This window comes from Massilia sp. LMS1-1-1.1, assembly GCF_040815535.1.
GTDB classification, from domain to species: domain Bacteria; phylum Pseudomonadota; class Gammaproteobacteria; order Burkholderiales; family Burkholderiaceae_D; genus Janthinobacterium; species Janthinobacterium aestuarii.
In genome coordinates, this window is record NZ_JBFPNG010000001.1 from 1465188 (window position 1) to 1486502 (window position 21315).

At 62.4% G+C, this 21315-nt stretch carries 19 protein-coding genes; 12 read left to right on the forward strand and 7 right to left on the reverse strand.

All coding sequences use genetic code 11. From position 1 onward, the window contains the following. Window positions 1-248 precede the first annotated feature (248 nt). The 5 genes from MRBLMS1_RS06775 to MRBLMS1_RS06795 form a co-directional block, all read right to left on the reverse strand. On the reverse strand, window positions 249-1322 hold the full coding sequence (locus MRBLMS1_RS06775; RefSeq protein WP_128142353.1) for an ABC transporter ATP-binding protein: 1074 nt from the start codon (window positions 1320-1322) through the stop codon (window positions 249-251). Between the two features lie 33 nt (window positions 1323-1355). Further along, complete coding sequence (locus MRBLMS1_RS06780; RefSeq protein ID WP_128142352.1) at window positions 1356-3146, reverse strand: ABC transporter permease; 1791 nt, start codon at window positions 3144-3146, stop codon at window positions 1356-1358. Window positions 3147-3215: 69 nt separating this feature from the next. Continuing rightward, a complete protein-coding gene (locus tag MRBLMS1_RS06785; RefSeq protein WP_485878508.1) occupies window positions 3216-4313 on the reverse strand; it encodes an ABC transporter substrate-binding protein in 1098 nt (365 codons plus the stop codon). Between the two features lie 43 nt (window positions 4314-4356). Beyond that, the gene (locus tag MRBLMS1_RS06790; RefSeq protein WP_139091593.1) at window positions 4357-5352 is read right to left on the reverse strand and encodes a Bug family tripartite tricarboxylate transporter substrate binding protein; all 996 of its coding nucleotides are present in this window, start codon (window positions 5350-5352) and stop codon (window positions 4357-4359) included. A gap of 3 nt (window positions 5353-5355) precedes the next feature. After that, the gene (locus MRBLMS1_RS06795) at window positions 5356-6417 is read right to left on the reverse strand and encodes a porin (RefSeq protein WP_485878510.1); all 1062 of its coding nucleotides are present in this window, start codon (window positions 6415-6417) and stop codon (window positions 5356-5358) included. A 214-nt stretch (window positions 6418-6631) separates the two neighbouring features. Between MRBLMS1_RS06795 and MRBLMS1_RS06800 the strand changes: the two genes are divergently transcribed. The 4 genes from MRBLMS1_RS06800 (at window position 6632) to MRBLMS1_RS06815 (ending at window position 10053) form a co-directional block, all read left to right on the forward strand. Next, complete coding sequence (locus MRBLMS1_RS06800) at window positions 6632-7354, forward strand: response regulator (RefSeq protein WP_034750889.1); 723 nt, start codon at window positions 6632-6634, stop codon at window positions 7352-7354. A 2-nt stretch (window positions 7355-7356) separates the two neighbouring features. Beyond that, entirely contained in the window at window positions 7357-8844 is a 1488-nt protein-coding gene (locus MRBLMS1_RS06805) for a sensor histidine kinase N-terminal domain-containing protein (RefSeq protein WP_485878512.1), read from the forward strand. Window positions 8845-8975: 131 nt separating this feature from the next. Then, entirely contained in the window at window positions 8976-9563 is a 588-nt protein-coding gene (locus tag MRBLMS1_RS06810; RefSeq protein ID WP_485878514.1) for an outer membrane beta-barrel protein, read from the forward strand. A gap of 139 nt (window positions 9564-9702) precedes the next feature. Further along, window positions 9703-10053: a ribonuclease E inhibitor RraB gene (locus MRBLMS1_RS06815; RefSeq protein ID WP_485878516.1), complete on the forward strand. Its 351-nt coding sequence runs from the start codon at window positions 9703-9705 to the stop codon at window positions 10051-10053. A 126-nt stretch (window positions 10054-10179) separates the two neighbouring features. Here MRBLMS1_RS06815 and MRBLMS1_RS06820 read toward each other — a convergent pair whose 3' ends face one another. Further along, window positions 10180-11502, reverse strand: coding sequence for a homoserine dehydrogenase (locus MRBLMS1_RS06820; RefSeq protein WP_034750424.1), 1323 nt, complete (start codon window positions 11500-11502; stop codon window positions 10180-10182). Window positions 11503-11578: 76 nt separating this feature from the next. Further along, window positions 11579-12808, reverse strand: a complete 1230-nt coding sequence (locus MRBLMS1_RS06825; protein WP_034750427.1) for a pyridoxal phosphate-dependent aminotransferase — start codon at window positions 12806-12808, stop codon at window positions 11579-11581. 423 nt (window positions 12809-13231) lie between these two features. On the opposite strand from MRBLMS1_RS06825, the gene MRBLMS1_RS06830 reads away from it, so the two are divergent. The 8 genes from MRBLMS1_RS06830 (at window position 13232) to MRBLMS1_RS06865 (ending at window position 21140) form a co-directional block, all read left to right on the forward strand. Next, window positions 13232-13624 (forward strand): Mth938-like domain-containing protein, encoded by a 393-nt coding sequence (locus tag MRBLMS1_RS06830; protein WP_070311121.1) that lies wholly within the window; start codon window positions 13232-13234, stop codon window positions 13622-13624. Continuing rightward, the gene (locus MRBLMS1_RS06835) at window positions 13621-15294 is read left to right on the forward strand and encodes a glycosyltransferase family 39 protein (RefSeq protein WP_485878519.1); all 1674 of its coding nucleotides are present in this window, start codon (window positions 13621-13623) and stop codon (window positions 15292-15294) included. The genes MRBLMS1_RS06830 and MRBLMS1_RS06835 overlap by 4 nt, the downstream gene beginning before the upstream one ends. Window positions 15295-15500: 206 nt before the next feature. Continuing rightward, window positions 15501-16637, forward strand: coding sequence for a DegT/DnrJ/EryC1/StrS family aminotransferase (locus tag MRBLMS1_RS06840; protein ID WP_485878521.1), 1137 nt, complete (start codon window positions 15501-15503; stop codon window positions 16635-16637). A gap of 11 nt (window positions 16638-16648) precedes the next feature. After that, window positions 16649-17644, forward strand: coding sequence for a glycosyltransferase (locus tag MRBLMS1_RS06845; RefSeq protein ID WP_485878522.1), 996 nt, complete (start codon window positions 16649-16651; stop codon window positions 17642-17644). Next, complete coding sequence (locus MRBLMS1_RS06850; protein WP_456130308.1) at window positions 17644-18561, forward strand: formyltransferase; 918 nt, start codon at window positions 17644-17646, stop codon at window positions 18559-18561. The genes MRBLMS1_RS06845 and MRBLMS1_RS06850 overlap by 1 nt, the downstream gene beginning before the upstream one ends. 21 nt (window positions 18562-18582) lie before the next feature. Then, entirely contained in the window at window positions 18583-19635 is a 1053-nt protein-coding gene (locus MRBLMS1_RS06855) for a bifunctional UDP-4-keto-pentose/UDP-xylose synthase (RefSeq protein WP_046685777.1), read from the forward strand. Beyond that, on the forward strand, window positions 19635-20594 hold the full coding sequence (locus tag MRBLMS1_RS06860; protein WP_485878525.1) for a polysaccharide deacetylase family protein: 960 nt from the start codon (window positions 19635-19637) through the stop codon (window positions 20592-20594). Before MRBLMS1_RS06855 ends, MRBLMS1_RS06860 begins: the two co-directional genes overlap by 1 nt. 75 nt (window positions 20595-20669) lie before the next feature. Further along, a complete protein-coding gene (locus tag MRBLMS1_RS06865; protein WP_034750445.1) occupies window positions 20670-21140 on the forward strand; it encodes a peroxiredoxin in 471 nt (156 codons plus the stop codon). Window positions 21141-21315 lie beyond the last annotated feature (175 nt).

A 21315-nucleotide genomic window follows, 5' to 3' on the forward strand; every position in this document is an offset into this window, starting at 1 on the left:
AGCCGGTCCATTCAACTCTGGCGGCTTTGTCTTGTCAGCAGGGAAAAGAATGGAGCGGTCAGCAGTGCCATCCACGGCCATGGCAAAGAGGGCGGTGGCATGGCGCCAGCGTGAACGGCACGGCGCCGGCGATCACGGCATATGGAGAATGAGGAAGGCCGGCACGGGCGCCGTGAAATACGGGGGCGATGCAAAACCGGTGGCCAGCGCGGCACAGACTGCGCGCCAAGGTGGCCACCGCGGTACCGTTAAAACACCCAGAGCTTATCGGCCGGCATGTGCAGCCAGTACTTGCCCGCTTCGAGCTTGTGGCGCGAGTACGCGCGCAGGCTGATGTTCTCCGCGCCGCCGCGCTCGAACAGGCATTCCCAGCGGTCGCCCAGGTACATGCAGGTCAGCAGCGGCAGCTCGATGGCGTTGTCCACCTGCGTGGCGCTGATCTTCACTTCCTCGACGCGTATCATGGTCGTCACTTCCGTGCCCACGTTGGCGCCGCGCGCCACGCCCTGCATGGAGGCGCCATCGACCAGCAGGCGCACCTGGTTGCCTTCGCGCTGCACCACCTTGCCGGGCAAGCGGTTGTTACTGCCCATGAATTCGGCCGTGAACAGGGTATCCGGCGTTTCATACATGCTTTGCGGCGTGCCCTGCTGCTCGATCTTGCCGTTATTGAGCAGCAAAATGCGGTCGGAAATGGCCATCGCCTCGCCCTGGTCATGCGTCACCATCAGGGCCGACAGGCCCAGGCGCACGATCAGTTCGCGCAGGAAGGCGCGCGCTTCCTCGCGCAGCTTGGCGTCCAGGTTCGACAGCGGTTCGTCGAGCAGGATCACGGGCGGGTTGTACACCAGCGCACGGGCGATCGCCACGCGCTGCTGCTGGCCGCCGGACAGCTGGTGCGGATAGCGCTCGCCCAGGTGCCCCAGGCCCAGCTGCGTCAGCACTTCCTTGATGCGCGCGGCGATTTCCGTGCTGCCCATCTTGCGCAATTTGAGGCCATAGGCGACGTTGTCGAAGACGGTCTTGTGCGGCCACAGCGCGTACGACTGGAACACCAGCCCCAGGTTGCGATGCTCGGCCGGCATTTCGAAATGCTTCGCGCCGTCGAAGACATTGCGCTCGCCGATCTCGATCGTGCCCGCCTTCGGGCTTTCCAGCCCGGCGACGGCGCGCAGCAAGGTGGTCTTGCCGCTGCCCGAAGGCCCCAGCAGGGCGACCACTTCGCCTTTTTTCAGGTGCATCGAGACACCTTTCAGGATCTGGTTGGCGGAGGCGCCGGTGCCGTAGTCCAGGTGCAATTCATTGACGGTCAATTCATTCATGATGTGGTCTCAGTCTATTCTTAGTTATGCAACTCAGTTGTGTAACTTCACGCCGAAGCGCAGCGCGATGCCCAGGCCGATGGCCACCAGGGTGATATTGATGAAGGACAGCGCCGCCACCAGGTCGGTCGAGCCGCCCGCCCACAGCGATACCAGCATGGCGCCGATCACCTCAGTGCCCGGCGAGAGCAGGTACACGCCCGTCGAATATTCGCGCTCGAAGATCAGGAACACCATCAGCCAGGCGCCCAGCAAGCCGTATTTGATCAGCGGCAGCGTTACGTCGCGCGTCACCTGGCCACGGTTGGCGCCGACGGCGCGCGCCGCCTCTTCCAGTTCCGGCCCCACTTGCAGCAGCGCGGTGGAAATCAAACGCATGCCGTAGGCCATCCACACCACCGAATACGCAAGCCACAGGGCGAAGATCGTCGAGCGCACTTCGCGCAGCACGGGGATCACATGGCCGCTCAGCCACAGGGCCACGCCGTTGTCCATGCCTTTCAATATGCCGTCGAGCCAGGCCGGCACGAACAGGAACACCCACAGGAACGACAGGCCGGCCAGCAAACCCGGCACGGCGCGCGGCACCAGCACGCTGTAATCGAGCAGGCGCGTGACGCCGTCCTGCTTGCGGTGCATGGCCAGCGCGATGAAGCTGTAGCAGCCGACGGCCAGCGCGCCGCCGACGACGCCGATCAGGATCGTGTTGACGATGCCGCGCACCAGCGAAGGCTGGTCGAAAATATCGCGGAAATGCTGCAAGGTCAGCACGTCGGCCAGGTGCACGCCCTCGCCCCAGTACTGCACGAAGGAGCGCAGCACGATGCCCGTCAGCGGCAGGATGATGGTGAAGATCAGCCAGCCCGCCAGCAAGGCAAAGGCCAGCCACTTCCAGCGGCCCAGCGGCATGGCCTTGCTGCGCGCGCCCTTGCCCTTGATCGACACATATTTGTTGGCGGACTTGAGCAGCCAGCGCTGTATCATCACCAGCGGCATGGTCACCATCACCAGGCAGACGGCAACGGCGGCCATCAGGTGGTACGACGGCGTGCCCAGTTTGTTCGTCAGCTTGTACAGATAGGTCGGCAGCACCAGGTGGCCTTCCGGATCACCGAGCACCAGCACCAGGCCGAATACTTCGAAGCCGAGGAAGAACACCAGCACGCCCGCATACGCCAGCGCCGGCATGATCATCGGCAGCGACACGTTCAGCATGACCTGCACCGGTGAAGCGCCGGCCACGCGGGCCGCTTCTTCCACGTCCGAACCCAGGCTTTTCAGGGCCGACGAGGCATACAGGTAGACGTGCGGCACGTGCGTCAGGCCGGCGATGATGACGATGCTGGTGAAGGAATAAATATTCCAGGGCACGAAGCCGAACAGCTCCTTGGCCCAGACCGAGTAGAAGCCCACGGGCCCCATCGACACGACGTAGCCAAAGCCCATCACCATCGGCGAGACAAAGATCGGCACCAGCAGCATGGGCGCCACCCAGCCGCGGCCAGGCAAGTCGGTGCGCACCATCAGGAAGGCCAGCATGCCGCCCAGCGGCACGGCAATGACGGTCAGGCCGCAGGCAAGCATCAGGCCATTCTTGAAGGCCATCGAGAAATCGGGATCATCGAAGATGAAACGGTAGGAGTCAAAGCCGAATTCGCGCACCGGCATGAAAAACGGCGCGTTCAAAAAGCTCTGGTAAAAAATCAGGAACAGCGGCAGGAAAATGGCGACCATGGTGATCGCCACGACCACGCCGCGCGGCCAGTTCAGGCGCGACAAGGGAGAGCGCGACCGTGCAGGCAGCGGCAAGATAGCAGTTTGCATGATGAATCCAATGAATGAAGGGTGCGGCATCCGTCCGCGGGCACGCGCCTGCGGACGGCCAGAACGGCATTATTTTTTGCCGGCTGTTTCTTTCCATTGCTTCAAGAAGGCCATGCGCTTGGCTGGCCCCAGGAATTGCAGGATGATCGGGTGCACCGGCACCGGCTTGATGTTGGCCGCGCCGATTTCCTTGATCAGGTCCGCCGAGGTGGTCTCGCCCGTAACGTCGGCGCGAATCGCGTACAGCTTGGCTCCGTTCGAGATGATGGTCTGGCCGCGGTGCGACAGGATGTAGTCGAGCCACAGCTTGCTGGCGTTGACGTTCTTCGCGTTCTTGTTGATGAACTGCACGCGCGACAGGATCAGGGTGTAATCCTTGGGCAGCACCACGCCGATCGACGGGTCGGTCTTGGCACGCACCAGGGCGTAAGAGCCCAGCACGTTATAGCCGATCAGGTTTTCGCCCGACGAAATACGCTCCATCATGGTGCCCGTCGACGACTGCACGCGCACCTTGGCCGTGCCAAACGCGTTTTGCAGCGCCAGGAACTGCGGATATTCCTTCGCATCCTGCGACATGAACATGAAGCCCACACCCGACTTTTCAATGTCGTAGGTGGTGACCTTGTCCTTGAATTTCGGCGTGGCGATCAGCTTGACGAAGTCGTCGTGGTTCTTCGGCACTTCCTTCGGGTCGAGCAAACGCTTGTTGTAGACGATGGCGGCCGGCTCGAACGTGGTACCGTAAGCCTGGTCGTCCCACATAGCCCAGCCGGGGATCTTGGACGCTTCGACCGACTTGTATTTCAGGGCGTAGCCGTCAGAGGCCAGGCGCATCTGCAAGTCCATCGCCGACGACCACATCACGTCGGCCGTATTGCCGCCGGCGGCCACTTCGGAAATGAAGCGGTTATACACTTCCGTCGAATTCATGTCGTTGTATTCGACCGAGATGCCCGGATACAGGGCGCTGAAATCCTTGATCAGCGGCGCAGCGGCCTTGCTGTCGGTGGCGCTGTAGATCACCACCTTGCCTTCCTTCTTGGCCGCGTCGATGATCTTCTGGTAGTCGGCCGGATAACCTGCCGGCACCTGGGCGAAAGCGGCGCCGGTGCTACCCGCGAAAGCGGCTGCCAGGGCGATGGCGAGAATGGTCTTGGTTTGCATGGTTTGTCTCCGTCTGTGATTGTTGTATGGTTTGCTATTGGATTCAGCGCATCAGGCCCAATTCGGCCGCCTGCCTGGAGTAGCGTTCGACTGCCTGGTTCACGTACTGCGTCAATTTGTCGCCCGTCAGCGCGAACGGATACATGCCCGATTGCGTGCGCCACTGGGCAAACTGCGGCGTGGCCATCGCACGGTCGAACGTGGCCACCCAGCGCTGGTAATCCGCCTCCGGCACCTGTGGCCCCATCCACAGGCCGCGGATGATGGGCCAGACCACGTCGATGCCCTGTTCGCGCGCCGTCGGCACGCTGGCCAGCACGCCGGGCAGGCGCTTTTCCGACAGCACCGCCAGCACGCGCGCATGGTTCTGGCCCGCGTTCAGGGTCGCTTCGGACGTATCGCCCGACATCACCTGCACGTAATCGGCCTGCATCGCCGTGAAGATCTCGCCGCCGCCCTCCAGCGCCACGAAGCGCAGCACTTTCGGGTCGATGCCGGCCTTGCGCGCCACCAGCGCCATCTTCAGCCAGTCCTGGCTGCCGATGGTGCCGGACACGCCGATCAGCACCTTGTCGGGGTGGCGCTTGAGCGCAGCGATCAGGTCGGCCAGGCTCTTGTAGGGCGAGTCGTTGCGCACGGCGATCATGCCGTAGTCGGCGCCCAGCGCCGCCACCCAGCGCACGTCGCCCGTCTTGGCGTTGCCGAACTTGCCTTGCGCCAGGTTCAGCAACGAGCCGCCCGAAAACACCACCAAGGTGTTGGCTTCGGCACGCCGGCGCTGCGAACCCATCGAACGCCACGCCACCGCGCCGATGCCGCCCGGCAGATAGCTGATGCGCACCGAGGACGCGAACGGCGCTGCCGCCGCCGGATCGGACTGCAGCAAGCCTTTCTGCGCCAGCTTGCAGGTCAGGTCCATGGCGCCGCCCGGCTTGGACGGCACCACGCAGTCGACTTCAGGCGCGGCGGCCGTTGCCAGCGCGGGCAGCAGCGCGGACAACAACAGCAGCGACAGGAACACGGTGCGCAGCATGGTCATGCCTTAGAAGCGGTGCTGGATGCCGGCGATCAGGCCACGCTGCGTGTCGCCGAAACCGGCATCGTCACGCGACAGGCTGACCAGCTGGTTGTGCTTGGCCTTGGCATAGGCGCCGGCCACATACAGGTCGGTGCGCTTGGACAGGGCATAGCGCACGCGCGCCACGTACATGATCGGATCGGCATCGAGGTTGGCCGCCACGTTTTTCACGTCCTGGTAGTAGATCACGCCCGTCAGGGTGATGACCGGCGTGGTCTTGTAGCTGACGCCGCCCCAGTACATGGTGCCGCGCACGTCGGCTTTGCCGGAGGCAGCCGGATCGAGCTTGTAGTCGCGCGCCGCCGCCTGCACCTTCCACGGACCGTCGTCGTACATGGCGCCCAGGTGGTAGACGGTGGTCTTGTCGCGCGCGCCGCCGGCGATGGTGTTGCCGTTCACTTGTTCATACGTGGCCAGCAGGCTGACTGGACCCGTCTTGTAGGTGACGGCGGTCGACAGCTTGGCGCTGTCCGAGCTGCCCGTCGACTGTTCGCCGAAGCCGTAGGATGCGCCGTAGCTGAAGCCGCCCGTCTTGCCCGAGTACTTGACCATATTGTCGAAGGCCGTCGTCATGCCGTATTTGCTCGGGCCCGTCGCGTTGGCCGAAGTGGCCCACGAGTAGAACGGCGCATAGGCCATCGGATCGAATGGCAGCACGAAGTCGTACACGGTGGTGAACGAGCGTCCCAGCACGACGCGGCCAAACGCGCCTTCCAGGCCCACGTTGGCCTGGCGCTTGAACAGCGCGCCGTCGGCCGCGCCCGTGTCGACGAGGATGCCGCCTTCCAGATTGAAGACTGCTTTCAGGCCGCCGCCCAGGTCCTCGCTGCCCAGGATGCCCCAGCGCGAAGTGTTCATGCCGCCGGAGCTCACTTGCGTCATCGAGCTTTTGTTCGGGCCAGCGTTGCTGGTGTTGCTGATGCCGGCGTCAAGACGGCCGTACAGGGTGACGTTCGACTGGGCGTGGGCGCTGCTGGCTGCGGCGAGTACCGCCATGGCGGCCAGCGAGAATGCAGTTTTCTTCATGTAGAGTGTCTCCCTTAGATATAGTTATTAGTGATATGCCTGATCAATTTCATGAATCAGGATCACACTATATGATCGCGATCCTTTCAATTCGCTTTCAGACTGACAGGTGTCGTCCATCAGCCACAAGAGAGACAAACATATTCATCGCTGCCTCTGTCGGCGCGGCGCCGACAGGCTTACACTGCACCCATTCAAACGAATGGCGGAGACCATGCGCATATTATTAGTGGAAGACCATCTGGAGCTGTCGCACTGGCTGGCAAAGGCCCTGCGCGACGCGCACCTGACGGTGGAGACAGCCCACAACGGCGCCGATGCCGACGCCCTGCTGCATACGCAGGAATATTCATTGGTGCTGCTCGACCTGACCCTGCCGAAGATGGATGGCCTGGACGTGCTGCGCCGCCTGCGCGCGCGCGGCGGCACGCGCGGCAAGACTCCCGTCATGATACTCACGGCGCGCGGCGGCCTCGATGAAAAAGTGCAGGGCCTGAACCTGGGCGCCGACGACTACATGGCCAAGCCGTTCGAACTGGCCGAACTGGAAGCGCGCGTAAAAGCCCTGCTGCGCCGCAGCCAGGGCAACGAAGCGCTCGTGCACACCTGCGGCGCCCTCAGTTTCGACACCGTCACGCGCATGTTCAGCTATGCCGGCGCCCCTTTTCCCCTGACGCCGCGCGAACACGCCGTGCTCGAAGCGCTGATCACGCGCTCGGGACGCGCCGTCTCGAAGGAAAAGCTGTTCGACGAAGTCTTCGCGCTGGCCGACGACGCCAACCTGGATGCCATCGAACTGTATATCCACCGCGTCCGCAAGAAACTCGAGAGCGGCGTCGAAACCGGTTCGCCCGACGGCGCCGTCATCACCACCCTGCGCGGCATCGGCTACCTGCTGCAGCCGCGCAGCGCGATGGCGCCGGCCGCGTCAAAATGACCGTGCGCGCCCCAAGCCCGCCCCTGTTCGAGCGCCTGCGCCGGCGCTGGGCGCAGGGCCGGCCGCTGGGCAGCCTGCGCAGCCAGCTGCTGCGCTGGCTGCTCATCCCGCTGGTGATGCTGGTGCTGCTCGATGCCGTTTTTGTCTACCGCAACGCGCTCGACGCGGCCGACATGGCCTACGACCGCTCCTTGCTGGCGTCGACGCGGGCGCTGGCCGAAAGAGTCTCCATCGTCAACGGCAAGGTGGTGGCCGAAGTGCCTTACGTGGCGCTCGACAGCTTCGAGACCGACACCCTGGGCCGCATCTACTACAAGGTCACGGGCATCAACGGCGAGCTGGTATCGGGCTATGGCGACTTGCCGCCCGTGCCGAAAAACGTGCCCCGCTCGCAGAATTATCCGGCCCTGGTGCGCTTCTACCACGCCGACTATCACGGCAAGCCGATCCGCATTGCCGCCCTGCTGCAGCCCGTGTATGACGACTCGATGCGCGGCATCACCCTGATCCAGGTGGCCGAAACGCTGGACGCGCGGCGCGGCCTGTCGAACCAGATCCTGTTCGATACCCTGATCTGGCAGGCGGCGATGATACTGGTAATGGGCGCCCTCGTGTGGTTTGCCGTGCGCCTGGTACTGCGCCCGCTGATGCGCCTGAAAACGGAAGTCGAGACGCGCACCCTGTCCGACCTGTCCGACGTCGATCCCACGCTGGTGCACAAGGAAATGCGCCCGCTGGTGAGCGCCATGAACGGCGCCATGTCGCGCCTGCAGCAGCTGATCGCCAGCCAGCGCCGCTTCATCGCCGATGCCTCGCACCAACTGCGCACACCGTTGACGGTGCTGAAAACCCAGGCCGAACTGGCCATGCGCGAATGCGACCGCCAGGCGGGCGCGCCGCCGGACATCGCCGCCCTGCGCGACATCGTGCGCTCGATCGCCGTCACCACCGATTCGACCGTGCTGCTGGCCAACCGCCTGCTGACCCTGGCCCGCATCGAGCACGGCGGCGAGAATCTGGCCATGGACACCGTCGCGCTGCGCGACATGGCGCAGCAGGTGGGACTGGAAATGGCCATGGCCGCCGTCGCCAAAAATATCGACCTGTCACTGGAAGCGCCCGACGAAGCGCCCGTGCATGGCCAGGCCCTGCTGCTGCATGAGCTGGTGGCCAACCTGGTCGACAACGCCCTGCGCTACACGCCACCGGGCGGCAGCGTGATCCTGCGCGTGCGCGCGGGCGGCGCTGGAAACGAAACGGTACTGGAAGTGGAAGACAGCGGCAAGGGCATCCCGCCTGCGGAACGCGAACGCGTGTTGACGCCGTTCTACCGGGTCGGCGCGGCGCTGGAAAGCAACCCTGGCGGCGCCGGCCTGGGCCTGGCCATCGTGCGCGACATCGCCGCCCTGCACGGCGCGCGCCTGGAACTGGCGACGGCGGCGAATGGACATGGGCTGAAGGTTAGCGTGCAGTTCAGCGGCACAGCGTGAGCATGCCCCCTTCCTGCCCCGGCAGGACCAGACTTGCCTGCGAGTACACATGGCTATTTGATTAATTAATTTCCTTACGAAAACATCTTTACATCTATACAATGCCTTTCCCATGCGCGGCAAGCAAGGGCTTGCGCGCCATTTTTAGGAATCATATGAGAAAACACGTATTTGCTGCAGCCATCGCTGCCGCCCTGGCATGTCCATTGCTGGCCCAGGCGGAAGGTTTTTATGCGGGCGGCAGCATCGGTCGTTCGGAGCGCAAGCTGACGATCGATGACGAAGGCTCGCAAAAAAAGCATGAAACCGGCTACAAGGCCTACGCCGGCTACCAGGTCACGCCGCATTTCGGCGTGGAAGCTGGTTACGTGGACTTCGGCAAAATAAGGGACACGGAAGGCGGCACCTCCGCCAGCCTGAATACCAGTGCCGTGTATGCCGCAGCCACCGGCACCCTGCCGTTGAACGCACAATTTTCGCTGTTCGCCAAGGCCGGCGTCACACGTAACCACACCGTGCCGAAATCCCCGCCCGGCGAAGTCAACGCCACCGGCACCAGGAACAACACCGCTGCCCTGCTTGGCATCGGCGCCGCCTACCGGATTAACGCCCAACTGTCGGCCGTTGTTGAATACGAAAACTTTGGCAAAACACTGAGTGTCAAAGACGCCAACATGAAAGCCGACCTGCTGTCGATCGGCCTGCGCTACAAGTTCTAATTCACGCTTGCGTGAATTAATCTCCAGCCGTATTAAAGAATGATAAAAACCGGCTCAGCCGGTTCTTTTATGCGCGAATGACTTGCAAGCGGCACCGATGTTAAGATCGCGCCCTGAGATTTTAATGAAAGATCCCGCCATGATGACCAAAGACGACGTAACCGAACTGTTTGCCAATATCGCCGAGAACGCGCCGTGGGATTTGTCCCAGCCGCTGCTGTGGGGCTATTACTTCACCAACCCGACCTCCGAACCGCTGGAGCAGGCCGCCACCCTGCTGGCGCTGCAAAGCTACCGCCCGGTGGAACTGTACCAGCCCGAGCTCGACGATCCGGCGGCACCGCCCGTGTGGGTGCTGCACGTGGAAAAGGCCGAAGTGCATGGCGTCGACAGCCTGCACGCGCGCAATGGCGAACTGATGGCGTTTGCGCAGGACAACCAGCTGGCCAGCTATGACGGCATGGACGTGGGCCCCGTCACCGCGCCTTGAGCTGCCTAGGCGTAGGTCGGATTAGGTCCGAAGGGCCGTAATCCGACAGCGCCATCGGTCACGCCAACATCACGCATAAAAAAACGGCGCCCGCGGGCGCCGTTTTGCATGGCTCGCTGAAAAAGATCAGCTGAGGTTTTCCAGGCGGATCTTGGTGACGGTGCCCACCACGCTGTTCAACGCTTCCATTTTCTCGATGGCGGCCGTGACGTTCTTTTCCTGCGTCTGGTGCGTCAGCATGATGATGTCCGTGTGCGTCTCGCCCTCGGCCGGTTCCTTTTGCAGCATGGCGTCGATCGAGATGCCGCGTTCGGCCAGGATGCGCGTGAGGTCGGCCAGCACGCCCGGCTGGTCGGCCACGTGCATGCGCAGGTAGTAGCTGGTGGTGATTTCCGACATCGGCAAGATGGCGATATCGGTCATCGCGTTCGGCTGGAACGCCAGGTGCGGCACGCGGTGTTCCGGGTCGGCCGTGGCCAGGCGCGTGATGTCGACCAGGTCGGCGATCACCGACGAAGCGGTCGGCTCGGCGCCCGCGCCGCGGCCCGAGTACAGGCTGGCGCCGACGGCGTCGCCATGCACGAGCACCGCGTTCATGGCGCCTTCCACGTTGGCGATCAGGCGCTTGGCGGGGATCAGGGTCGGATGCACGCGCAGCTCGATGCCTTCCACGCCGTTGACGGTGGCGCGCTTGGTGATGCCCAGCAGCTTGATGCGGTAGCCCAGTTGCTCGGCGTAGCGGATGTCGACGGCATTGAGGTTGCTGATGCCTTCCACGTAGGCCTTGTCGAACTGCACCGGGATGCCGAAGGCGATGGCCGACATGATGGTGGCCTTGTGCGCGGCATCGACGCCTTCGATGTCGAAGGTGGGGTCGGCTTCCGCGTAGCCGAGTTCCTGCGCCTGTTTCAGCACGGTGGCGAAATCGAGGCCCTTGTCGCGCATTTCGGACAGGATGAAATTGGTGGTGCCGTTGATGATGCCGGCGATCCATTCGATGCGGTTGGCCGTCAGGCCTTCGCGCAGCGCCTTGATGATGGGGATGCCGCCGGCGACGGCCGCTTCGAAGGCCACCATCACGCCCTTGTCCTGGGCGGCGGCGAAGATTTCGTTGCCGTGCACGGCCAGCAGGGCCTTGTTGGCCGTGACCACGTGCTTGCCGTTGGCGATCGCCTGCATCACCAAGGTTTTCGACAGGTCGTAGCCGCCGATCAGTTCGACGACGATGTCGATCTCGGGATCGTTGACGATCAGGTGCGGGTCGTTGACGACCTTGCAGCCGCCGGCGACGAGCGCTTCGGCGCGCGCCACGTCGCGCACGGCGACAGCGACGACTTCAATGCCGCGGCCAGCGCGGCGCTTGATTTCTTCCTGGTTGCGTTTCAGGACGCTGAACGTGCCGTAACCGACATTGCCCAGGCCCAGCAGGCCGATCTTGATGGATTTCATAGTTGTGCTTGACTGCTCATAAGTGGCGCCCCCTAAGGCGGCGCCAGGTTGATCGAGATTGCTGCTGCTGGCTGATTCAGCCCCGGCCGTGACGCTTGCGGTAACCTTCGAGGAAGCGCGCAATGCGCCCCATGGCCTCGGTCAGGTCATCGGAATTGGGCAGGAAGACGACGCGGAAATGGTCGGGCGCGATCCAGTTGAAGCCCGTGCCCTGCACGATCAGGACCTTCGCTTCGGCCAGTAATTCATAGGCAAACTGCTGGTCGTCGGCGATCGGGTAGATCTCCGGGTCCAGGCGCGGGAACATGTACAGCGCGGCCTTCGGCTTGACACAGGTGACGCCCGGAATATCGGTCAGCAGCTTGTGCGCCAGATCGCGCTGTTTCAAGAGGCGCCCGCCGGGCCCCACCAGGTCTTGTATGCTCTGGTAGCCGCCAAGCGCCGTCTGAATGGCAAACTGCCCCGGCGCGTTGGCGCATAGCCGCATCGAGGCCAGCATGTTGAGGCCCTCGATGTAATCTTTTGCATGGCGCTTTTCGCCCGAGACCACCATCCAGCCGGAGCGGTAGCCGCAGGAGCGGTAATTCTTCGACAGGCCGTTCATGGTGATGAACAGCACGTCGTCGGCCAGCGAGGCGATCGACACGTGCTCGGCTTCGTCGTACAGCACCTTGTCGTAGATCTCGTCGGCGAAAATGATCAATTGGTGCTGGCGCGCCAGTTCGACGATCTGCAGCAGCACGGACACCGGATACAGCGCGCCCGTGGGATTGTTCGGGTTGATGACGACGATGGCTTTCGTTTGCGGCGTGATCTTGCGGCGCATGTCCTCGATGTCGGGATACCACTCGTTCTGTTCGTCGCACACATAGTGCACGGGATTGCCGCCCGACAGGCTGACGGCGGCCGTCCATAGCGGATAATCGGGGGCCGGCACCAGCACTTCGTCGCCACTGTTGAGCAACGCGTTCATCGACATGACGATCAGTTCGGAAGCGCCATTGCCCAGGTAAATGTCATCGATGGTCACGCCGGCGATATTCTTGCCCTGCGTGTAGTGCATGACGGCCTTGCGCGGCGCGAACATGCCTTTCGAATCCGTATAGCCGGCCGCATTCTGCAGATTGAGCATCATGTCGCGCACGATCTCGTCGGGCGGATCGAAGCCGAATACGGCCAGATTGCCGATATTGAGCTTGGTGATCTTGTGGCCTTCTTCTTCCATTTGCCTGGATTTTTCCAGGACCGGGCCGCGGATGTCGTAGCAGACGTCCGCCAATTTATTCGATTTCTGAATCGGTCGCAAAATAAATCCCTGTCGTGATGCGGCGCGGTGACCAGAACTTGCAGCGTGGCCGCCGCGCCAGAACTATGAACCCGTGAAACTGCGATGCGAAAGACTGCAAGGCGAAAACAACCATTCTCGCCGAAAACAGGGCATTTTATCAAATTAAACATGGTGAACCGCAGCATTTGACGCCGATTCTGCCACGCCGGCGCATCCGGACGGCAATCTGGCGGGCGCCATCTTCATCTTCCCTTAATCTTGCAGCATTACCATGGCGTCAGCATGCACCGCCACTGTGGCACCGAACATTGCAATTTGGAAAGGATGTTGCTTTTCAGTCGCTCTTTTTTGTCATTTATGGCATGCTTACGCCCTTGGCCGCGGCACGCAATTTGGCCGCGCGCGCACCGATCAACCGACACGACCAGCCCCGATATCGCCATGAAACTCCACGCCAGCAGCACCCAACAATACCAGACTGTCACCGGCTATGACGAAAACGGCGTCGAGATCAATGCCCAGCCGTACAACTACAGCCTGATCGTCATGCCGGAAACACCGCCACGGGCGTGGGAAGTGGACAGTTTCGAGCAATTGAACGAGGCGCATTTCGCGCAAATCCTGGCCGACGCACCCGACGTGGTCATCCTCGGCACGGGCGAGCGCCAGCGCTTCGTGCATCCGAAACTGACGGCAGCGCTGACCATGCGCCGCATCGGCGTCGAATGCATGGATAGCCAGGCCGCCTGCCGCACCTACAATATCCTCATGGGCGAAGGCCGCAAAGTCACCTTGGCCCTGATCCTGGCCCCGGCCGCAGGCAAGGCCGCATGAAAATCAATGTCAATGAACTGCACTCGTCACGGGTGCTGATGTGGTCCCTGCTGGGCATCTTCATCGTCGTCACCTTGTATGCGCTGGGTATCCGCACCCTGGTGCCGCCCGACGAAGGCCGCTACGCCGAGATGGCGCGCGAAATGTTCGTCACGGGCGACTGGATCACCACGCGCCTGAACGGCATCAAGTACTTTGAAAAGCCGCCGCTGCAAACATGGATGAATGCGCTGACCTTCGCCGCCTTCGGCCTGGGCGAGTGGCAGGCACGCCTGTGGACTGGCCTGTGCGGCATCATCGGCGTGTGCATGACGGCGTATGCGGGCAAGAAAGTGTTCGGCCCGCGCGTGGGCCTGTATGCGGGCCTGGTCCTGGCGTCGAGCCTGTTCTGGCTCGCTTCGGGCCAGATCAATTCGCTGGACATGGGCCTGTCGGGCATGATGACCCTCACCCTGGGCAGCCTGCTGATCGCCCAGCGCGACGACGCCACGGCGATCGAGCGGCGCAACTGGATGCTGGCCTGCTGGGCCGCCATGGCGCTGGCCGTGCTGGCCAAGGGTCTGATCGGCATCGTGCTGCCGGGCGCCGTGCTGGTGCTGTATTCGCTGTGTGCGCGCGACTGGCGCATCTGGACGCGCTTACACCTGGTCAAGGGCTTGCTGGTGTTCTTTGCCATCGCCGCGCCGTGGTTCGTGCTGGTCGCCCTGCGCAATCCGGAACAGCCGCATTTCTTCTTCATCCACGAGCACTTCCAGCGCTTCCTGATGAAGGGCCACAAGCGCGAAGGCGCCTGGTACTACTTCCTCGTGCTGCTCATTCCCGGCATCCTGCCATGGATAGGCGTGCTGCCGCAAAGCCTGGCCGCCGCCTTCAAGCGCCAGGAAGGCACTTTCCAGCCCCGCTTGATGCTGCTGATCTGGGCCGTCTTCATTTTCTTCTTCTTCAGCTATTCGACCTCGAAGCTGCCTGGCTATATCGTGCCCGTCTTCCCCGCGCTGGCCTTGCTGGTGGCGCTGTACCTGGAATCGGCATCGCGCCGCCAGCGCCTGTTCGCCGCCGGTCTGCTGTGCGTGCTGGGCGCGGCCATCCTGATCGGCGGACCGATCGCCTTCAGCAGGGCCAGCGCACGCGACGCGGATGCCCTGGTCGCGCTCAAGGGCTACCAGCCCTGGCTGATGGCGGCCGGCTTCTTCGCCCTGGCCGGCGGCGCCCTGGCCCTGCTGCATGCACGCCAACTGCGCCGCGACATGACCGTACTGACGATTGCCGGCGCCGGCTTCCTGGCCACGCACTGCATCCTGGCCGGCTCCGAACTGTATGGCCAGAACCGTGCGGGCACCGACATGCTGCCGCAGATCCAGGCCGAACTGACGGCCGATACCAAGCTCTATTCGGTCGGCATCTACGAACAGTCGCTGACGTATTACCTGCAGCGGCCCGTGATCCTCGTCGATTACTGGGATGAGTTTACGTTTGGCCTGAAACAGCAGCCCGAGCTGTCCATTCCGAGCATCGAGACTTTCATCACGCAATGGACGAACGATGCCAACGCCGGCGTGCGCGACATGGCCATTATCAGCCTGGACCGTTACAAGGAATTGCAAGAGCGTGGCGTGCCCATGCGTGTTGTCGCCGAGGATGCGCGCCGCATGGTCATTGCCAACAAATAGTGTTTAACTGGGGCGCGAGGCAACATGGATCGCGCCCCCGGCCAGCTTGCCCCGCCCCCGCAGCAGCAGGATTTTTTCACTGCTGAACCGGCTGCGCCGCCATACTGACGATATAAAATAGCCATGCCTGCCGGCCGCGTTTGAGCGCACGGCAGCCTTGGCGACACCGATACCCTGACACCATACCGACCCAAGAGCCGCACCCCATGACTTCTACCCTGCCCTTTTTGCCATTTTCCAAACCCACCATCGACGAAGCGACCATCGCCGCCGTCGGCGAAGTGCTGCGCTCGGGCTGGATCACCAGCGGCCCGAAAGTTCAGGCCTTCGAAGCCCAGCTGTCCGAGTATTTCGGCGGGCGTCCCGTGCGCACCTTCAATTCGGGCACGTGCACCATGGAAATCGCGCTGCGCATCGCCGGCATCGGCCCCGGCGACGAAGTCATCACCACGCCCGTGTCGTGGGTAGCGACGGCCAACGTCATCATCGAAGTGGGCGCCACGCCCGTGTTTGCCGACATCGACCCCGTCACGCGCAATATCGACCTCGACAAACTGGAAGCGGCCATCACCGCGCGCACGAAAGCCATCATCCCCGTCTACCTGTCCGGCCTGCCCGTCGACATGGACCGCCTGTACGCGATCGCTGAAAAATACAATTTGCGGGTCGTGGAAGACGCGGCGCAAGCGTTCGGCTCCACGTGGAAGGGCAAACGCATCGGCGCGTTTGGCGACTTCGTCTCGTTCAGCTTCCAGGCCAACAAGAACATCACCACGGGCGAAGGCGGCTGCCTCGTCCTGAACAACCTGGAAGAAGCGAAACTGGCCGAGAAATACCGGCTGCAGGGCGTGACGCGCAGCGGCGTTGACGGCATCGACGTCGACGTGCTGGGCGGCAAATACAACATGAGCGACATCATGGCCGCCATCGGCCTGGGCCAATTTGCCAATATCGACGCCATCACGGCCCACCGCCGCGCACTGGCACGCCACTACTTTGAGCAATTCGGCAGCGACTTCGAAGCGCAGAGCGGCGCCCAGCTGCCCGTGCAGGATTTTGAAAACAGCAACTGGCATCTGTTCCAGATCATCCTGCCCGACAACGGCCCCGGCACGCGCGCCACCTTCATGCAGCAAATGGCGCAGCAAAACGTGGGAACGGGCTATCATTACGCACCGATCCACCTGTTTACCATGTACCGCGAACGCGGCTTTACCGAGGGCATGTTCCCCGTCTCGGAAAAGATCGGCCGCCTGACCGTGACCTTGCCGATGTTCTACGCCATGACGACACAGGACGTGGAACGCGCCGTCGCCACCGTCAAATCCATCCTCATCAAATGAGCAGCGCGCCGATGAAACCTGAACTGTCCGTTATCATTCCGATCTACAACGAGCAGGATGGCCTGGCCGCCCTGTTCGCCCGCCTGTATCCAGCCCTCGACGCCCTGCAGACGAGCTACGAGATCATCTTCGTCAACGATGGCAGCCGCGACAATTCGGTGGCCATCCTGGCGGAACAGTTCCGCCAGCGCCCCGACGTCACGCGCGTCGTCTTGTTCAACGGCAATTATGGCCAGCACATGGCCATCCTCGCCGGTTTTGAAGCGTCGCGCGGGCAGATCATGGTCACGCTCGACGCCGACCTGCAGAACCCGCCCGAAGAAATCGGCAACCTCGTGGCGAAGATGCGCGAAGGCTACGATTACGTGGGTTCGATCCGGCGCAAGCGGCAAGATTCCGCCTGGCGCACGCTGGCCTCGAAGATGATGAACCGGCTGCGCGAGCGCATCACCAACATCAAGATCACGGACCAGGGCAATATGCTGCGCGCCTACGGCCGCAACGTGATCGACCTGGTCAACCAGTGCGCCGAAGTCAACACCTTCGTCCCCGCCCTGGCCTACACGTTTGCCCGCAAGCCCACGGAAATCACCGTCGAGCACGAAGAACGGGCCGCCGGCGAATCGAAATATTCGCTGTACAGCCTGATCCGCCTCAATTTCGACCTGGTCACGGGCTTTTCGCTGATCCCCCTGCAAATTTTCTCGATGCTGGGCATGCTGCTGTCGCTCAGTTCGGCCGGGCTGGTGATCTATCTGCTGGCGCGCCGCTTCCTGTTCGGCGCCGAGGCGCAGGGCGTGTTCACCCTGTTCGCCATCGCCTTCTTCCTGATGGGCGTGATCCTGTTCGGCATCGGCCTCGTGGGTGAATACGTGGGACGCATCTTCCAGCAAGTGCGCGCCCGTCCCCGCTACGTGGTGCAAACCATCTTGCAGGACGGCATGGTCCAGGCGGAAGCCGAGGCGCCATCGCACGTGCGCCTGGAAAAACGCCAGGTGGGCCGCTGATGGGCGCCCCGCGCGCCGTCGTCTTCGGCTACCACAATGTGGGCGTGCGCTGCATCAAGGTGCTGCTGGCCGGCGGCGTCGATATCGCCCTCGTCGTCACGCACGAAGACAGCCCCACGGAAAACCTGTGGTTCGAATCCGTCGCCAGCCTGTGCCAGGCTGAAGGCATCCCCTACATCACGCCCTCGGACGCGCGCGCGCCCGAGCTGCTGGCGCAGGTACGGGCGGCAACACCGGACATGCTGTTCAGCTTTTACTACCGCCACATGCTACCGGCCAGCATTCTGGAAGTCGCGCCCGCCTACAATATGCACGGTTCGCTGCTGCCACAGTTCCGCGGCCGCGCACCTGTCAACTGGGCCGTGCTGCATGGCGCCCCGCAAACGGGCGCCACCCTGCATGAAATGACGGTCAAGCCGGACGCCGGCGCCATCGTCGCGCAAACGGCCGTGCCCATCCTGCCCGACGACACGGCCTTCGAAGTCTTCGGCAAGGTCACCGTGGCGGCGGAGCAAACCTTGTGGAACGTGCTGCCGGCCTTGCTGGACGGCACGGCGCCGCGCCAGCTCAACGATTTGCGCCAGGGCGGCTACTTTGGCGGACGCACGCCGGAAGACGGCCGCATCGACTGGAAGTTACCGGCGCAGCAGGTGTATAACCTGCACCGGGCCGTCGCGCCGCCCTATCCCGGCGCGTTCACCGAAGTCAACAATGTTATTTACACCATCGAAACAGCCCGTTTAAGCAAGCATTCAGCAGGAAGTTTGCCACCGGGCTTGGCCGTAGTGGATAATTGCATCTTTGGCGTCTGCGGAGACGGCCACATGCTGGCCATTTCTGCGCTGAGGGCTGCCGGGGAGCCGGTTTCGGCTCAGCAATTGCAAGCAAGCCTGACCACCCGCGTCAGCACACACTGATATCACACAAGAGAATCTCACATGAAAAAAGTCCTCATCTTAGGCGTCAACGGCTTCATCGGCCACCACCTGTCCAAGCGCATCCTGGAAACCACCGACTGGCATGTCTACGGCATGGACATGAACACGGACCGCATCACGGAATTGCTGGAAGATGACAACTACAAGTCGCGCATGCACTTCTTTGAAGGCGACATCACGATCAACAAGGAATGGGTCGAGTACCACGTCAAGAAGTGCGACGTGATCCTGCCGCTGGTGGCCATCGCCACGCCATCGACCTACGTCAAGCAGCCGCTGCGCGTCTTCGAACTGGACTTCGAAGCCAACCTGCCTATCGTCCGCTCGGCCGCCAAGTACGGCAAGCATCTGGTCTTCCCGTCGACCTCGGAAGTGTATGGCATGTGCCATGACGAGGAATTCGATCCGGAAAACTCGGAACTGATCTGCGGCCCGATCAACAAGCCGCGCTGGATCTATTCGAACGCCAAGCAGCTGATGGACCGCGTGATCTGGGGCTACGGCATGGAAGGCTTGAACTTCACCCTGTTCCGTCCCTTCAACTGGATCGGCGCGGGCCTGGACTCGATCCACACGCCAAAAGAAGGTTCCTCGCGCGTGGTGACGCAATTCTTCGGCCATATCGTGCGCGGCGAAAACATCTCGCTGGTCGACGGCGGCGCGCAAAAACGCGCGTTCACCTACATCGACGACGGCATCGATGCGCTGATGCGCATCATCGCCAACAAGAACGGCATCGCCAGCGGCAAGATCTACAACATTGGCAATCCGACCAATAACTATTCGATCCGCGACCTGGCCGGCATGATGCTGACCCTGGCCACCGAATACCCGGAATACGCCGAAGGTGCGAAACACGTGAAAATCGTGGAAACGACCTCGGGCGCCTACTACGGTGCCGGCTACCAGGACGTGCAAAACCGCGTGCCGAAAATCACGAATACCTGCGAAGAGCTGGGCTGGGCGCCGACCACCACCATGGCCGATTCCCTGCGCAATATTTTCGACGCCTACCGCAGCCAGGTAGCCCAAGCCAAAGCCCTGATGGATTAATGTTGAGCAAGCCGTTCCTGACCCTGAAAATCGACGTCGATACCTATCGCGGCACCCGTGAAGGCATGGGCAATCTGGTGCGCATGCTGACCGCGCACCAGGCCAAGGCCACCTTTCTGTTCTCGCTGGGCCCCGACCATACGGGCTGGGCCCTGCGGCGCGCCTTGCGGCCCGGCTTTTTCAGCAAGGTGTCGCGCACGTCGGTAGTCGAGCACTACGGCTTGAAAACATTGATGTACGGCACCTTGCTGCCGGGACCCGATATCGGCAAGCAATGCGCGACGCAATTGCGCGCCGTGCGCGATGCCGGTTTCGAGTGCGGCATCCACACCTGGGATCACACCCTGTGGCAAGACAACGTGGCCAAGCGCAACGCCGCCTGGACCATCAACATGATGCGCAAGGCCGCCAACCGCTACGAACAGGTGTTTGGCGCCAAGCCGCACACGCACGGCGCGGCCGGCTGGCAAATGAATGTCAGCGCCTTTGTCGAACACGACACGGCCGGCTACCGCTTTGCCTCCGACGGCCGCGCCATGCTCGACGCGCGCGGCGCCATGGCGCAGCCGTCGCAAGGCCCGCACCGCGTGCGCAACGGCAACACCATCCTGCAATGCGTGCAACTGCCCACCACCCTGCCCACCCTGGATGAATTGCTGGGCTGTGAAATCGACGGCAAACTGATCACGACCGGCAATGTTGCAGAGCATATATTGTCGCTGACGGCGGACAATCCCCGCGATCACGTGTATACCTTGCATGCGGAACTTGAAGGACAGAAACTCGCCCCCATTTTCGAACAACTGCTGGCTGGCTGGAAAGCCCAGGGCTACCAGTTTGCAGCGATGGGCGATTATTATGAAAAGATAAAAGAGTCGGACTTGCCCGTTTGCCCCATCACCTGGGATGAGTTGCCAGGGCGTTCGGGACGCCTGATTGTGCAGGGCAAAGCGGCCTGAATGCTGTATTGTTGCACCTGGATGCGTTGCCAGATTAAAAACCAGCGCTGATGATCACCGTTCAGGAGAGAACCTGTGGCTGATAGCCAATCCCTCGTTAGCATACCCGACTTTAGCGCCGCCATGACCAGCGGCAAAACCTTTCAGTTGCTGGGCCGCCCGGCCAAGGCCACCGTGCTGTTTTTCTATCCGAAGGACAACACCCCTGGCTGCACCACGGAAAACATCGCTTTCCGCGATGCCTATCCGCAATTCGTCGCCGCCGGCGTGGAAATCTACGGCATCAGCCGCGATTCCCTGCGCTCGCACGAAAGCTTCAAGGCCAAGCTCGAGCTGCCATTCGAGCTCATTTCCGACCCGGACGAAGCCGTTTGCCTGCTGTTTAACGTCATGAAGATGAAACAGATGTACGGCAAGACGGTCCGTGGCGTCGAGCGCAGTACGTTTGTGATTGACGCCCAGGGCCGATTGGTGAAAGAATGGAGAGGCGTGAAGGTCGCAACTCACGTGGAAGAAGTGCTGGAATTCGTAGCGCATCTGAATTGATCGTCCATTTTGATCCAATGCGTGTTGTCGGCTTCCAGCGAGCCTGGTTCAACCGCAGTTCAGTCACGGTACCTATCGCCATTTTGAGTCAACGAAGCGCCTCCATCCACTCCGCCAGGCGGGCCAGCAGCCCGCCGATGGCGTCCATGACCGGCCATGCTGCCGGCCTTCCGGC

Bases quoted from the DNA above. Each gene is read 5' to 3' on its own strand.
- MRBLMS1_RS06815 (WP_485878516.1), top strand. From the start codon at position 9,703: ATGATGACCAAAGACGACGTAACCGAACTGTTTGCCAATATCGCCGAG.
- MRBLMS1_RS06775 (WP_128142353.1), bottom strand. From the start codon at position 1,322: ATGAATGAATTGACCGTCAATGAATTGCACCTGGACTACGGCACCGGC.
- MRBLMS1_RS06780 (WP_128142352.1), bottom strand. From the start codon at position 3,146: ATGCAAACTGCTATCTTGCCGCTGCCTGCACGGTCGCGCTCTCCCTTG.
- MRBLMS1_RS06830 (WP_070311121.1), top strand. From the start codon at position 13,232: ATGAAACTCCACGCCAGCAGCACCCAACAATACCAGACTGTCACCGGC.
- MRBLMS1_RS06795 (WP_485878510.1), bottom strand. From the start codon at position 6,417: ATGAAGAAAACTGCATTCTCGCTGGCCGCCATGGCGGTACTCGCCGCA.
- MRBLMS1_RS06785 (WP_485878508.1), bottom strand. From the start codon at position 4,313: ATGCAAACCAAGACCATTCTCGCCATCGCCCTGGCAGCCGCTTTCGCG.
- MRBLMS1_RS06845 (WP_485878522.1), top strand. From the start codon at position 16,649: ATGAAACCTGAACTGTCCGTTATCATTCCGATCTACAACGAGCAGGAT.
- MRBLMS1_RS06855 (WP_046685777.1), top strand. From the start codon at position 18,583: ATGAAAAAAGTCCTCATCTTAGGCGTCAACGGCTTCATCGGCCACCAC.
- MRBLMS1_RS06860 (WP_485878525.1), top strand. From the start codon at position 19,635: ATGTTGAGCAAGCCGTTCCTGACCCTGAAAATCGACGTCGATACCTAT.
- MRBLMS1_RS06850 (WP_456130308.1), top strand. From the start codon at position 17,644: ATGGGCGCCCCGCGCGCCGTCGTCTTCGGCTACCACAATGTGGGCGTG.
- MRBLMS1_RS06790 (WP_139091593.1), bottom strand. From the start codon at position 5,352: ATGACCATGCTGCGCACCGTGTTCCTGTCGCTGCTGTTGTTGTCCGCG.
- MRBLMS1_RS06820 (WP_034750424.1), bottom strand. From the start codon at position 11,502: ATGAAATCCATCAAGATCGGCCTGCTGGGCCTGGGCAATGTCGGTTAC.
- MRBLMS1_RS06835 (WP_485878519.1), top strand. From the start codon at position 13,621: ATGAAAATCAATGTCAATGAACTGCACTCGTCACGGGTGCTGATGTGG.
- MRBLMS1_RS06840 (WP_485878521.1), top strand. From the start codon at position 15,501: ATGACTTCTACCCTGCCCTTTTTGCCATTTTCCAAACCCACCATCGAC.
- MRBLMS1_RS06800 (WP_034750889.1), top strand. From the start codon at position 6,632: ATGCGCATATTATTAGTGGAAGACCATCTGGAGCTGTCGCACTGGCTG.